The organism is Candidatus Villigracilis proximus, assembly GCF_016717045.1.
In the GTDB taxonomy this organism is placed as follows: Bacteria; Chloroflexota; Anaerolineae; order Anaerolineales; family Villigracilaceae; genus Villigracilis; species Villigracilis proximus.
In genome coordinates this window covers 23,852-36,132 of record NZ_JADJUO010000010.1, presented here as the reverse complement: position 1 = coordinate 36,132, position 12,281 = coordinate 23,852, and the positions used below count along the sequence as shown (strand labels likewise).

At 50.9% G+C, this 12,281-nt stretch carries 16 protein-coding genes; 8 read left to right on the top strand and 8 right to left on the bottom strand.

Annotated features, from left to right (window positions below; translation table 11 throughout):
* Positions 1-63: 63 nt before the first annotated feature.
* The gene (locus IPL71_RS12050) at positions 64-342 is read right to left on the bottom strand and encodes a hypothetical protein (protein WP_345321898.1); all 279 of its coding nucleotides are present in this window, start codon (positions 340-342) and stop codon (positions 64-66) included.
* On the opposite strand from IPL71_RS12050, the gene IPL71_RS12045 reads away from it, so the two are divergent.
* Both IPL71_RS12045 and IPL71_RS12040 read left to right on the top strand, forming a co-directional pair.
* Entirely contained in the window at positions 244-762 is a 519-nt protein-coding gene (locus IPL71_RS12045) for a DsbA family protein (RefSeq protein WP_345322302.1), read from the top strand. The genes IPL71_RS12050 and IPL71_RS12045 overlap by 99 nt on opposite strands.
* Before the next feature lie 129 nt (positions 763-891).
* Positions 892-1,557 (top strand): deoxynucleoside kinase, encoded by a 666-nt coding sequence (locus tag IPL71_RS12040; RefSeq protein WP_345321896.1) that lies wholly within the window; start codon positions 892-894, stop codon positions 1,555-1,557.
* A 183-nt stretch (positions 1,558-1,740) separates the two neighbouring features.
* Here the strand turns inward: IPL71_RS12040 and pyrB are convergent, their stop codons facing one another.
* The 7 genes from pyrB to IPL71_RS12005 all read right to left on the bottom strand — a co-directional run bounded on the left by pyrB (position 1,741) and on the right by IPL71_RS12005 (position 7,637).
* Positions 1,741-2,721, bottom strand: a complete 981-nt coding sequence (gene pyrB / locus IPL71_RS12035; protein ID WP_345321894.1) for an aspartate carbamoyltransferase — start codon at positions 2,719-2,721, stop codon at positions 1,741-1,743.
* A 91-nt stretch (positions 2,722-2,812) separates the two neighbouring features.
* Positions 2,813-3,037, bottom strand: coding sequence for a hypothetical protein (locus tag IPL71_RS12030; protein ID WP_345321892.1), 225 nt, complete (start codon positions 3,035-3,037; stop codon positions 2,813-2,815).
* The gene (locus IPL71_RS12025) at positions 3,034-3,945 is read right to left on the bottom strand and encodes a DMT family transporter (RefSeq protein WP_345321890.1); all 912 of its coding nucleotides are present in this window, start codon (positions 3,943-3,945) and stop codon (positions 3,034-3,036) included. The genes IPL71_RS12030 and IPL71_RS12025 overlap by 4 nt, the downstream gene beginning before the upstream one ends.
* Before the next feature lie 732 nt (positions 3,946-4,677).
* A complete protein-coding gene (locus IPL71_RS12020) occupies positions 4,678-5,493 on the bottom strand; it encodes an alpha/beta hydrolase (RefSeq protein ID WP_345321889.1) in 816 nt (271 codons plus the stop codon).
* A gap of 37 nt (positions 5,494-5,530) precedes the next feature.
* On the bottom strand, positions 5,531-5,899 hold the full coding sequence (locus IPL71_RS12015; protein WP_345321887.1) for a YqfO family protein: 369 nt from the start codon (positions 5,897-5,899) through the stop codon (positions 5,531-5,533).
* Positions 5,900-5,955: 56 nt separating this feature from the next.
* On the bottom strand, positions 5,956-6,981 hold the full coding sequence (locus tag IPL71_RS12010; RefSeq protein ID WP_345321885.1) for a hypothetical protein: 1,026 nt from the start codon (positions 6,979-6,981) through the stop codon (positions 5,956-5,958).
* Positions 6,982-6,986: 5 nt separating this feature from the next.
* Positions 6,987-7,637, bottom strand: a complete 651-nt coding sequence (locus IPL71_RS12005; protein WP_345321883.1) for a deoxynucleoside kinase — start codon at positions 7,635-7,637, stop codon at positions 6,987-6,989.
* Between the two features lie 178 nt (positions 7,638-7,815).
* Here IPL71_RS12005 and IPL71_RS12000 point away from each other — a divergent pair, with 178 nt between their 5' ends.
* From IPL71_RS12000 to IPL71_RS11975, 6 genes are all read left to right on the top strand, one after another.
* Positions 7,816-8,760 (top strand): glycosyltransferase family 4 protein, encoded by a 945-nt coding sequence (locus tag IPL71_RS12000; RefSeq protein WP_345321881.1) that lies wholly within the window; start codon positions 7,816-7,818, stop codon positions 8,758-8,760.
* Positions 8,761-8,893: 133 nt separating this feature from the next.
* A complete protein-coding gene (locus IPL71_RS11995) occupies positions 8,894-9,238 on the top strand; it encodes a GxxExxY protein (protein ID WP_345321879.1) in 345 nt (114 codons plus the stop codon).
* 65 nt (positions 9,239-9,303) lie between these two features.
* A complete protein-coding gene (locus tag IPL71_RS11990) occupies positions 9,304-9,945 on the top strand; it encodes a hypothetical protein (RefSeq protein WP_345321877.1) in 642 nt (213 codons plus the stop codon).
* Positions 9,946-9,982: 37 nt separating this feature from the next.
* Positions 9,983-10,744 (top strand): hypothetical protein, encoded by a 762-nt coding sequence (locus IPL71_RS11985; RefSeq protein ID WP_345321875.1) that lies wholly within the window; start codon positions 9,983-9,985, stop codon positions 10,742-10,744.
* A gap of 111 nt (positions 10,745-10,855) precedes the next feature.
* Positions 10,856-11,815 (top strand): glycosyltransferase, encoded by a 960-nt coding sequence (locus IPL71_RS11980; RefSeq protein ID WP_345321873.1) that lies wholly within the window; start codon positions 10,856-10,858, stop codon positions 11,813-11,815.
* Between the two features lie 87 nt (positions 11,816-11,902).
* Complete coding sequence (locus IPL71_RS11975) at positions 11,903-12,232, top strand: hypothetical protein (protein ID WP_345321871.1); 330 nt, start codon at positions 11,903-11,905, stop codon at positions 12,230-12,232.
* Positions 12,233-12,281: the final 49 nt, after the last annotated feature.

Below are 12,281 nucleotides of genomic sequence, written 5' to 3'. Positions count from 1 at the left end.
CAAGAAGAAGAGGAGGAAGAAGTGATTGAAACCTCCGAAGAAACCAGTCACCTTTAAGTTAAGTCACTTTACTCTGTTCTGGTTGTACTGGCTTTTGCAGTTGGCATTCTCGTTGGCTATGTTGCCTGGGGACGCGGCACAACTGTTACAGCCGCCGCTCCTGCTGCCGTAGCGGCGCAGCAGCCCTCCGGTCCAGTTGTTGAAGCGCCGCAACCGACTCAGTCTCCCTATACCCGTTATGAAATCCCCACCGAAGGCTACCCAAGCCTCGGTCCGGATGATGCGGAGATCGTCATCGTTGAATTTAGCGATTATCAATGCCCATTCTGCCGCCGCTTCCATGATGATACCTATCAGGCATTGCTCGATGCCTACCCGGGCCAGATCCGTTTTGTGTATCGCAACCTGCCGCTCACTTCCATTCACCCGAGCGCGATGCCCGCTGCAATTGCTTCGCTGTGCGCCAATGACCAAAATAAGTATTGGGAGTTTCACGAAAAATTATTCAGCAGTGAAACCTTGGACGAAGCGACTTACATTCAATATGCCACTGATCTCGGTCTGGATGTGGAAACATTCACCGCCTGCCTTACCAGCGGAAGCCACGATGAATTCATTCAACAGGATATGAACTTCTCGCTTGATCTGGGAGTGCAGTCCACGCCAACCTTCTTTGTGAATGGACTTGCCATCGTGGGCGCCCAGCCGCTTGTTAATTTTCAGCAGATCATCGATAAGGAACTGGCCGGAGAAATCCCCTAGAAAGTCAGTTTTTATTTATTGAGTTGAAACAGAGTTCATGGAGTTCTTAAAGATTCCGTGGACTCTGTTTCTTTTTGGTATGATAGCGATTGAATAAAAGATCTAAAAATTCACCCCTGAGGGCATCACATGAGAAAATTTATTGCAGTCGCTGGAAACATCGGTGTGGGAAAATCCACACTGGTGAAAATGTTGTGCAATGAAATGGGCTGGGACCCGTTCTACGAGCCTGTGACAGAAAACCCCTACCTCGCAGATTTTTATCAGAACATGTCTGACTGGGCTTTCCATTCACAGGTATTCTTTTTGACTCACCGCCTGCGCTCGCATTTGAATTTAGCCCAGCATCCGAATTCTGTCATTCAAGATCGCAGTGTTTATGAAGATGCAGAAATTTTTGCGCAAAATTTATACGATCAGGGAAATATTAAAGACCGTGACTTCAAGACCTATCGTGAGTTATACGAGACCGCCGTGCAATTTCTCCCTCCGCCTGACCTCGTTATTTATTTGCGGGCATCCGTGCCAACCCTCTTAAACCGCATCAACTCGCGTGGACGGACCTACGAGCGCACCATCGCCCCCGAATATTTACAGAACCTGAATGAATTATACGAATCATGGATTGAGAACTTTACGTTGTGTCCCGTGCTGGCTGTCCCTGCGGATGATCTTGATTACGTGGCGCATTCCGGTCATTTACGACTGGTTGTTTCAAAAGTAAACGATAAATTAACCGGCAAGGAAGAAGTAGTCTTCGAAGCCGATGAAGTAGCAAGAGCGGCAGAAGATTAGTTTTTGCTTGAAGTTTCTGAGGTGTGTGAGGGGGGGATGTGCCGCGTCTCTGGTGCGTAAAGTGTATGATGTGTCTAAAGTATCTGAGGTATCAAAAGTGTTGAACGACACCTTGATACCTCAGATACTTTTTAAACCTTAGAAACCTCAGAGCCCTTAGACACCTCAGAAACCCTAAAAAAACTACGCCTTCCCCAACACCAGCGCCAACAACGCCATTCTCACATACAAACCATATTCCATCTGACGGAAATACGCGGCACGCGGATCATCATCAAAGTCTGTGCTGATCTCGCCCACGCGCGGCAATGGATGCATTACGATCATATCCTTCTTGGCCGCCTTCATAATTTCAGGGTCGATCACATACGCGCCCTTCACTTTTTCATAGTCAGCGGGGTCTTCGAATCTTTCCTTCTGCACACGGGTCACATATAACACATCGGTCTCAGCCAAAACTTTATCAAGCGATGAATGTTCAGTCTGCGGTACATTCTTTGCGCCCACTTCATCCATCACTTCCTTGGGCATCTTCAAAATATCAGGCGAGACATAATTTAATTTGATATTCGTAAAGTTGGTCAACAGGCGCGCCAGTGAATGAACGGTACGTCCGTATTTCAGATCGCCGAGCATGGTCACGGTCAAATTATCGAGCCGCCCTAGTTCTTCCATGATCGTGAATGTATCCAGCAATGCCTGTGTCGGATGTTCGCCCACGCCGTCACCCGCGTTGAGCACCGGTTTCTTGGCTGCCTTGGCCGCGATTGCCGCCGAGCCGGTTTCAGGATGACGCAGCACGATCACATCCGCGTAGCATTCCAGCGTGCGGATCGTATCCGGCAGACTCTCGCCCTTCGACACCGATGAATACTTCACTTCATTGATCGAGATCACACTTCCACCGAGCCGTTCCATCGCCGCGATAAAAGATGACGATGTTCTCGTGGACGGTTCATAAAACAGATTCGCCAAAATCTTGCCCTTCAGCAGATCGAACGTTCCAATGCGCTCGACCATTCCGCGCATCTCATGCGCCACGCCGAACACATATTGCAGGTCATCGCGGCTGAATTGCTTGACAGACAAAATATCCTTCCCGTACCAATCGGCTTGCTTGTTTTCACCAAAAGGCAAATGGGGGTTAAGAGTGGGGGTAGGCATTGTTTAATCTCCTTGTTTGTAATTCAGAACTGGTTTATTGATCGGGACCTTGATCTTACGCTGACAAATCATCCCGTTTTATCACATTTTTCTACACCTGACCATTTTCCCATCCGCTTCTTTCGACGGGTGAGCGGGTCGCTGTTTCGAGGAATATTTTCCATCCTGAATCATTCCTCATGGCCATGCCTGTGATGAATATCAGGCATGTGGTCGTGCTCATGCTCTTCAGCGGAATGTTCATGCTCGTGAGCATGAACTTCCTTTGAGTCATCGTGCCCATGCGCGGGGTCATCGTGGCTATGACTATGTTCATGGATCATCGCAGTGTGCGCGTGTGCATGAGAATGTTCTTCGTTGATGAGTAACAACGCGCCGCCGATCATCAAAACTGCGGCGATGATAAATAGAAAAGACGGAAACTCCCCAAAGATCACAATCGATAAGCAGCACGCCCGCCAGTGGAGCCGTGCCGTATAAGGCGCTGGTACGCGCCGCTCCAAGTCCGCGCATTGAGCGGATGAATAACATGGTGCTCAACCCGTAGCTGATAAATCCCAAAGCCAGTGTGCTGAGAATGATCGTCAAGGATGGTAGTTCGTTTCCAAGAAAAAACGCCAGAAAAAATGAGAACGTCCCGGCGACCAATCCCTTCCACGCCACGATGGCAAGCGGGTCTTTGCCTGAGATATTGCGCGTGAAGTTATTGTCCACGCCCCACAGCACACAAGCGAGGATAATGCCCAGCGCTCCGAGCGAGAGTCCGAATCCGCTTTCGAAATTGGCAGAGAGGAAAATGCTTGCCAGGGTAATCACCAAAATCGCAGACCACGCGCGGCGGCTGATGGCTTCCTTGAAAAATAATAACGCGATAAGGGTTGTCCCCACGCCTTCAAAATTCAACAACAACGACGCCGTGGATGCGGGTGTGTTCTGCAAGCTGACCATTAAAACGATCGGCGCAAGAATTCCGCCGGAAATGATCGCCCCCGCCAGCCATTTAATATCCGGCTTTTTGATATCCGCTTCTTTAGCTTTGCCTTGCATTCGCTGCGTGAGTCTGACTAGAAAAGTCCCTGTGCCGCTTCCGAGATACAAAAATGCCGCAAGATAAACCGGCGCAATATTGTCACCCAGTAATAACTTGGCAATCGGAGCACTTGCCCCGAAAAATATCGCAGCGAGCAGAGCCTGTAAAATGAACGGAAGATTGGATGTTTTCATTTTCATACCTTTAAATTTGTTTTCAAATCGAGTATTTACAAAACGACTGCGGGGGGGCCCCCCCAGGGGGGGGGGGGGGGGGGGGGGCCCCTTTTTTTTGTGTTGGTCGTTCGGCGGGGCGGGGGGGGGCGGGGTGGGGGGGCCCGCCCCCCCGCGGCCCCGCGCGGGGGGGCGCGGGGTCGCGGGGGGGGCGGCGGGGGGGGGGCCGCGGGCGCGGGGGGGGGGGGGGGGGGGGGGGGGGGGGGCCGCGGGGGTGCGCCCCCCGCTTGCCCGGGGGGGGGGGGCCGGGCCGGGCCCCCCGGGGGGCCCCCCCGCGGCGGGCGGGGGGGGGGGGGGGCGGGGGGGGGGGGAAAAAGGGGAAAAAACGGGGGCGGGCCGGGGGCCGGGGGTGGGGGGGGGGGGGGCGGGGGGGGGCGGGCGCGCCGCCGGCCGGCCCGGGGGGGGGGGGGGGGGCAGGGGGGGGGCCCCCCGCTTTCGGAAGGGGCGGGGGGGGGGGGGGGGGCCCCGCCCGCTGGGGGGCGGGGGGGGGGGGGGGGCCCTTCCTTGGTTGTCAGGCGCCCCCGCCGCCGGGGGGGGGGGGGGCGCGTGCCGCGGCGCCACAACCCCGGGCGGGGCCCCCCTGGGGAAATCCCGGCGGGCCCCCCCGGCCGGCGGCCGGGGGGGGAAAGGGGCCGGGGCGGGTTCCCCCCCCCCCCCCCCGCCCCCCCCCCCGTGGGGGGGGGGGGGGCGGGGCTAAATTTCTTCAAACGCTTTTTTACTTTCAGGGATCAACTCTCCCAATACCATCCAGACATGCCACATATTATCGTGGATTTTGAGCGTTACATCTACTCCGGCTGCTTTGGCTTTTTCGGCGAGCAGAATGGAATCGTCAAGTAGAACTTCATCGCTGCCGACTTGAATGAATAATGGCGGAAGGCCGTGTAGATCTGCGCGGATGGGGGAAATCAGCGGATTGTTTAAATTTGATTCCCCAGTGTAGGCAGATGCCCATTCACTTAAAATATCAGCCCGCAGCATGGATTCAACTTTGGCATTCGTGACATGGGTTTTATTTTTCAGGGTCAGATCTGTCCAGGGAGACAGGCACACAGTAGCGGCGGGGAGTGATTCGTTGTTGTCTCGCAGGGCAATCACTGTCGCGAGGCTTAATCCACCACCGGCGGAATCTCCGCAGATGATTATGTCCGCAGGAGAATGGCCTTGCTTCAAAAGCCAGCGATAAGTTTTCAGGGCATCATCCAATGCGGCGGGGAAGGGATGTTCTGGGGCGAGACGGTAGTTTGGTGTAAGCGTTTTGATGCCGGTATACCTTGCGAGCAGACTGCACATCATGCGATACGATTCGATGGAGCCGGTTACATATCCGCCGCCGTGTAAATATAAGATCACTTTTTTAGTATTGGCATTTGCGGGAATGATCCATTCGGTTTGAAGACCGTCAATTTCAACTTTTTCAACACTCACAGTTTTGGAAATTCCGCCCATAAGTTTTGCGCTTTTTACATCGTTGGTGCGGTACTCTGCCACGGATCGTTTTTTAGTCATAAATGTTTTGCGCAGCAGCATGCGCCAAAAACGGGCTCTAAGACTGATCGGCATTTTGTTCTGATGCTCCGGTTTCAAAAAGATGATTCGCGAGCGGAAAAATATTGACCGCGAAATTTTCATACGGATGAGTACGCTTTATGACCTTGAGCGCGTTATTAACCAGTTCACGTTTGCAATTGACTTCAAGCTTGTATTCAACAACTTCACTGATCTTGCCGATTTCTCCTTCAAATGGGTTTGCGCCTGCCAGCGGGCGGAAATATCCCTGAACGGGGGAAAGCGCCACGCAATGATCGTAATTTCCAATTCGGCCTATGCCGATCTTTGCCAGTTCATCGCGAATTTTCAGGGCGTATTCCTGTGGCACGAAGATCTCAAGTTTTACATCCGTAAAGTTTTCCATGATCTACTTCTCTTTTATAAAAAACTTCCGAAGCCTTAAGACTTCGGAAGTTTGAACTACATCCCAGTGGATTCATCCAGCCCGTTTTCGCGGGCGACCTCATCAAGTGTGATCTCGATGTCGTCAATGAAATGGTCAAGCCCTTCCACGCGTTCGGTGAAGCCTGAGCCGAGCAGGCCTAATTCACCAACTGCATTTTGCCAGAATTTGAAGTGATCGCCTTCCAGTACTTCGGCGGACATGGTCCATGTGTGCAGGAGAGGCCAGAGCGCAGCGAAGGGAGTTTCTCCCTCCAGCATGGTTTTGATGGCTTTCTCGTAATAGTTGAGGCGTGCAGAATGAATACGAATGTCAACGCCCGGTTTCTCACAGGCAAGTTTGAACGCGGACTTCCAATCAGAGAACCATAGTTTTATTTTTTCCATATCCACGTGGTGTGTGCCAAGCAGACCAAAGGCCGCGGCGGTCATTTCGGGTTTTCCTGCGGCAGCGGCGCGCGCGGGGAATTCAAGTAAAAGTCTGCGCTCGTGAATGGGCGGACCGCTTAATTCGGCCACGGTGTTTATGGCGTGGAAGAGCGACTTCATATATTTTCTGATTTCCTTCGGGCCAATACTGGACTCATCCAATTCGGTTATGTCTGTCCATATTCCACGGCCATGCGAAAGCATGGTGCGGCAGCGCAGGAGAATAAGCGGCGGTTGTTCAAATTCAAAACCGGCGCGCAGACTGGCTTGCACGAAGTCGAAGAATTTTTCGCGTTCAAATAACAACATGGGATCGTACATTTCATATCCAAGCCATGGATCGCCGCGCAATTCACGCGGTGACTTGAACTCGGACTTTTCACGGCGGCTGATATCGAGGTGGAAATCAGGTGTGAGTTTTACGAATTCGCGCTTCTGTGCCGGTTTGTTTTTATGAACAAAGACAATATCAATATCGGCGGTTCCGCCGAGCATCGGGTCAACGTTGAGCAGGGAGCCTGTCAGGTAGGCGGCTACAATATCGGTGTCATTGTAGGCACGTTCCTGGGCGGTCTCTTTGGCAATACGGAGCAGGGATTCTCGTGTCACGCGCATGATGGCTATCCTTGAAATTCGTCAGCGAGCGGCAGACTCGCTTGAAACGGTGTCAGGTTCAACGTCTCACGGATGCGGTTCTCTATCCGCTTGAGATGTTCGGGATTTTGGATAATGTTCAATTCGTTCGAGTCGATCTTTAAAACAGGTGTATGGTCAAATGGCTTCGAGAAAAAGTTGTCATACGCACGATTGAGTTCGTCAATGTAGGCGCGTTCCATTTGTCTTTCATAGGGGCGGTCGCGGAAGGCGATGCGGCTCATGAGCGTATCGGTGGTGGCCTGCAAATACACGAGCAGATCGGGTTTGGGGATTTTTTCGCCGAGCGCTTCATGCACTTTGTGATACATATTTAATTCGTCGCCTTGCAGGTTGATGCCGGCGAAGAGCGCGTCTTTTGCGAAGGTGTAATCGGCGATCAAATTTTTCCCTTCAGCCAAAATCTTGGGGACGTTGTTATTTTGTTGATGATAGCGGCTGAGTAAAAAAAAGATCTGGGTTTGAAATGCGTAGCGCGCGCGGTCTGCGTAAAAATCGGAGAGGAATGGGTTTTCCTCAAATATTTCGAGCAGAACTTCCGCGTCGAACGTGTTTTGAAGAAGGCGGGCAAGTGTGGTCTTGCCGACGCCGATCACCCCTTCGATGGCTATGTACATGAAAAAACGCTCCGTGAGAAAGTTGAAAGCAAGGATACCATAAAGAAAGGGTGAAAAAGTAAAAAGTGAAAAGTAAAAAGTAAAAAGGGCGGAGAGTAGAAGATTGTATAATGGGTGGATGTCTAAAATTTGTATTGTTCCCCGGGTTGATGGGTCGGGCGGAATGGCCTCCTTTCGTTTGAAATTTGAACAGGGACTGCGCGCGCGCGGTGTGGATGTGACGCACGAACTTTCTGTTGAGTCGGATGCGGCGCTCGTGATCGCTGGTACCCGAAACCTGCTCCCGTTATGGAGGGCTCGTCAGCGCGGACAGAGAATCGTGCAGCGTCTGGACGGAGTCAACTGGGTGCAACGTGTGCGCTGGGCGGGGATGAAGTACTCCGTCCGCGCGGAATATGGCAACGCGATGCTGTCGTTGATCCGCGCGCGTTTTGCCGACCATGTTATTTATCAGAGTCAATTTATTCGTAAGTGGTGGGAGGATTGGTATGGGGTGGCGAAGGTGCCATCCACGGTCATCATCAACGGTGTGGACTTGCAAACTTATACGCCCGATGGCGCACACGAAAGGCCGACCGACCGTTTTCGTTTGTTGCTGCTTGAGGGAAGTCTCGCTGGCGGTTTGAACTCAGGTTTGTTCCACGCGATTTCAACGGCTGAAAAACTTTCTGTCAATTTTCCAATGGAAGTGATAGTGGCTGGCAAAGTGGATGCTGTTACTCAGCAAAGTATAAAAAGCAAGGTGCCTGTTAAGTTTCTTGGTACCATTCCACGCAAACAGATTCCGGCGCTGGCGCGTTCGAGTCACATGATGTATTCCGCCGAAGTGAATCCGCCGTGCCCGAATTCTGTGATCGAAGCGCTGGCCTGCGGATTGCCCGTGATCGGCTTCGACAGCGGCGCGCTCAAAGAGTTGGTCACAGAAGATGCCGGCTGTATCGTGCCCTACGGCGGCAACCCGTGGAAGTTGGAAACGCCTGATATTTCCGCGCTGGCTTTTGCAGCCGAAGCGGTGCTGACGAAACAGGATCAGTTTCGGGCGGCGGCAAGGAAGCGTGCTGAGTCCGCATTCGGGTTGGACCAAATGGTCGAGTCATATCTCAAGGTGCTACTGGAAAAGTAATCTATGGATATGGTATGTAGTTTTTTGCCACGAAGGCACAAAGACACGAAGACACAAAGATTTTTTGGAGGAATAAAATGCCGACAAATATCATAGTTCCATTTCGCCTGAAGATGAAGGTATTGCGCGATTGATGGTTGATTCGGCATATACCGTACACAAAACTTTGGGAGCCGGGTTCCTGGAAAGTGTTTATGAAACATGTATGTGTCATGAGCTTGGTAAAAGAGGTTTGGCGTACAAAAGACAGGTAATCGTTCCTTTGGTTTATGATGGTATTAAATTTGCTGAAGGATTTCGCCTTGATATTCTTGTGGAAGGGCGGGTTATCTGTGAACTAAAATCTGTTGAAAGAATGGAGAATGTTTATCTTTCTCAGGTACTAACTTATTTAAAACTGACAGAAAACCGACTTGGCTTTCTCATCAATTTCAATGTTTCGCTGATCAAGAATGGTATTCGCCGTATCGTTTTGTGAACATGGAAGCATGCTAAAAATCTTAGTGTCTTCGTGCCTTTGTGACTTTGTGGTTAATTTATAAAATGCCCAACTCCTCCCGCTCTTACGATTTTCTCTGGCTCAGTATTGCCTTACTGGTTCTGATAAGCCTTGCATTTCTTTTGCCGCTTTCTCCGCAGGATTATTGGTGGTATCTGCGGCTCGGACAGGATGTGGCGTCCACGGGGGCCATCCCAACGGTGGATACCTATAGTTTCACCAGAGCGGGCGCGCCGTTCTTTTATCAATCATGGCTGGCAGCTTTGTTGTTTTGGAAAACATTTCAAGCAGGCGGTTTCGCATTGACCTTTCTCCTGCGTGCCGTGATCATCGCGGTGACATATTCATTGCTATGGATTATGGTGCGCGGCGTGGGAGTCGGTCCGCGCCTGGCGAGTTTGTTGATCGTGCTGGCCGCGCTGGCGGGGAGTAATAACTGGTCGTTTCGTCCACAGTTATTTATTTATCCAATTTTTGTTTTTCTTTTATATATTCTCACAAAATGGACTCAAGGTGAAAAGCGCGGATTATGGATGTTGCCTGTGCTTTCCATGTTATGGGTTAATTTGCATGGATCATTTCCATTGTTTTTTATTCTTGGCGGGACTGCGTTTTTATTCGGCAAGGGAGATAAAAAAGCTCTTTGCATTTGGGCTTGGCGTTTCAGTCGTTACGCTTTTTATTAATCCACATGGCGTTTATGTTTTAGGCTACGTGAAAGATATGCTCAGCGCGCCATCGAATCAATTGTTTAGTGTCGAGTGGCTGCCGATGGTCAATCGCGGCTGGCAGGCAAATTTATTTTATATGTGGCTGCTGCTTTTTGCGCCATTGTCTGCGCTTGCTCCGCGCAAGTTAACTTTGCTTGAATGGATTTATTTTATCGGCTTCGGCTGGCTTGCATTGCTTGGAGTCCGCTATGTGATCTGGTTCATCTTTATCATGGTTATTCTTACAGCAACTCTCCTTGCAGAGTGGGACGCGCGTTATCTGGAAAATCCCGTTGAAAAAGAAAAGCCCGCCATCAATATTTTTGCCGCATGTCTTTTGCTTTTGATTCCTTTTGCGCTGTTACCCGGCTTCCGTGATTTGTGGTGGCCGGATGCGCCTCGCGCCTATGACAGCGCCAATCCCATTGAAGCGACAGAATGGCTTGCGGCGCACCCCGAATTGCAAGGTCCGCTCTGGAGCGACTTTAGCCACGCGAGTTATCTCATCTTTGCGCTGCCCTCCCGCCCCGTCTGGATCGACACACGCTTTGAGTTATATCCGCCCGCGCAATGGGAGAAATATATCGCCATCGCGAGCGCGTCACAGGAATGGCAGACATTGCTTGATGAAGAAAATATTCAACTCGCAATGTTATCCACAGGTGGAGAACCGCTGTTGATAACTGCCATGCAAAGATCGGATCAGTGGTGCGAAGCGTATCACGATGAAGACACTTTTATTTTTAGCAGATCGGTTTCAGGTGCATGTCCATGAATCATTATTCAGGCCGGCTTGGGTTACAACAGCGCGTACTCCCCAGTTATCGCGTGCCATTTTTTGACCTGCTCGCGCAATCGTGTGAGAGCATGAGGTCTCTTTGCCGGAATGCCGCGCCCCGTGGAAATGATCGTGAGCGGTACGCCTCAAATTGCAAAATATCACGCGGCAAAAAATATTCATTTATTCAGCGGCGCATTTTATCTTTGTTATCAACAGGGCTTTATCAACTGGCTCGAAGAATCAAATCCCGATTCTTTAATTGTGGAAGCGAACCCCCGCTATCTGTCAACTTCCTCCGCTGTGAAGTGGATGCGTGCCCGGGGAAGAAAAGTCATCGGCTGGGGATTGGGTTCGCCGCGTCTTTCCCCGCCGTTGGCTGGATTCCGTCAAAGGGGCAGACTCTCATTCCTGAGTCAGTTCGACGCGCTGATCGCATACAGTCAACGCGGCGCGGATGAATATTCTGCGCTCGGTTTCCCACGTGAGAAAATATTTGTCGCGCATAATTCAGTTTCACCTGCTCCAGAAAAAAAAGCTGACCATAAACCGCAGACAATAGACCGTGCGACCATTTTATTTGTTGGAAGGCTTCAAGTTCGGAAGAGAATAGATTATTTATTACGTGCATGCGCTGAGATGAAATCGAATCCGCGTTTGATCATTGTCGGTGATGGGCCGGAACGTGCGGCATTGGAGTCACTTGCCAAAGAGGTGTATCCTGCCGCAGTGTTTGCCGGAGCCAAACATGGGGCTGAGATCAAACCCTATTTCGCAGAAGCAGATCTATTCGTCCTGCCCGGAACCGGCGGCTTGGCCGTCCAGGAAGCGATGAGTCACGGGCTGCCTGTCATCGTGGCCAAAGGCGACGGCACGCAGGATGATCTCGTCCGCGCGGAGAATGGCTGGCAGATCAACCCAGAGGATTTCGGTGCGCTGGTATCCACAATGCAAAACGCGCTATCTGACATAGCGCGTTTGCGAAGAATGGTCAGAGTCTTATCGAATTGTTTCAGAAGAGATCAACATTCAAAAGATGGCGAGTGTATTTGTGGATGCGTTGAATAGGTAGAGCGTGTTTCTTAATTCACTGCGCATGCGATTGCCTCGCTCCTGAGATTTGAAGTGAGTTACCAGAGCCCGGAGTTTATTTATATGATTGAAAACAAAACATTCTTAAAATCATTAAAAGGTATCGTCTCTTTTCTGTTACTTTTAAGCGCTGCATATGTTGGGAGAGGCTTGGTAATAATGACCGCCTTAATGGTTAAGGGTTCGATTATTCAATTTGTCAATCACTTTGATATTGTTATCGGGGTCTTGCTCTTCTTTCCGCTTTTTTCTAAAGAGACATGTCGCTGTATTTTTGTCACGGTTACTATATCATCGTTGTACTTTGTTTTGATCAAATCTTGGGATGCTTCACACGGACACGTGATTCCGCCCCCAAGGACAATGTCCACGGGTATGGTTTTAGAACTCTGAACACCTCGGCCCGTGATGTCGGTTTTTTCTGATAAATTTGGATTATGGA

Bases quoted from the DNA above. Each gene is read 5' to 3' on its own strand.
- IPL71_RS12050 (WP_345321898.1), bottom strand. From the start codon at position 342: ATGGAAGCGGCGGCAGAATGGGCATTGATAATCGCTAAATTCAACGAT.
- IPL71_RS12040 (WP_345321896.1), top strand. From the start codon at position 892: ATGAGAAAATTTATTGCAGTCGCTGGAAACATCGGTGTGGGAAAATCC.
- pyrB (WP_345321894.1), bottom strand. From the start codon at position 2,721: ATGCCTACCCCCACTCTTAACCCCCATTTGCCTTTTGGTGAAAACAAG.
- IPL71_RS12030 (WP_345321892.1), bottom strand. From the start codon at position 3,037: ATGAACATAGTCATAGCCACGATGACCCCGCGCATGGGCACGATGACT.
- IPL71_RS12025 (WP_345321890.1), bottom strand. From the start codon at position 3,945: ATGAAAACATCCAATCTTCCGTTCATTTTACAGGCTCTGCTCGCTGCG.
- IPL71_RS12020 (WP_345321889.1), bottom strand. From the start codon at position 5,493: ATGACTAAAAAACGATCCGTGGCAGAGTACCGCACCAACGATGTAAAA.
- IPL71_RS12015 (WP_345321887.1), bottom strand. From the start codon at position 5,899: ATGGAAAACTTTACGGATGTAAAACTTGAGATCTTCGTGCCACAGGAA.
- IPL71_RS12010 (WP_345321885.1), bottom strand. From the start codon at position 6,981: ATGCGCGTGACACGAGAATCCCTGCTCCGTATTGCCAAAGAGACCGCC.
- IPL71_RS12005 (WP_345321883.1), bottom strand. From the start codon at position 7,637: ATGTACATAGCCATCGAAGGGGTGATCGGCGTCGGCAAGACCACACTT.
- IPL71_RS11995 (WP_345321879.1), top strand. From the start codon at position 8,894: ATGGTTGATTCGGCATATACCGTACACAAAACTTTGGGAGCCGGGTTC.
- IPL71_RS11990 (WP_345321877.1), top strand. From the start codon at position 9,304: ATGCCCAACTCCTCCCGCTCTTACGATTTTCTCTGGCTCAGTATTGCC.
- IPL71_RS11985 (WP_345321875.1), top strand. From the start codon at position 9,983: ATGCTCAGCGCGCCATCGAATCAATTGTTTAGTGTCGAGTGGCTGCCG.
- IPL71_RS11980 (WP_345321873.1), top strand. From the start codon at position 10,856: ATGCCGCGCCCCGTGGAAATGATCGTGAGCGGTACGCCTCAAATTGCA.
- IPL71_RS11975 (WP_345321871.1), top strand. From the start codon at position 11,903: ATGATTGAAAACAAAACATTCTTAAAATCATTAAAAGGTATCGTCTCT.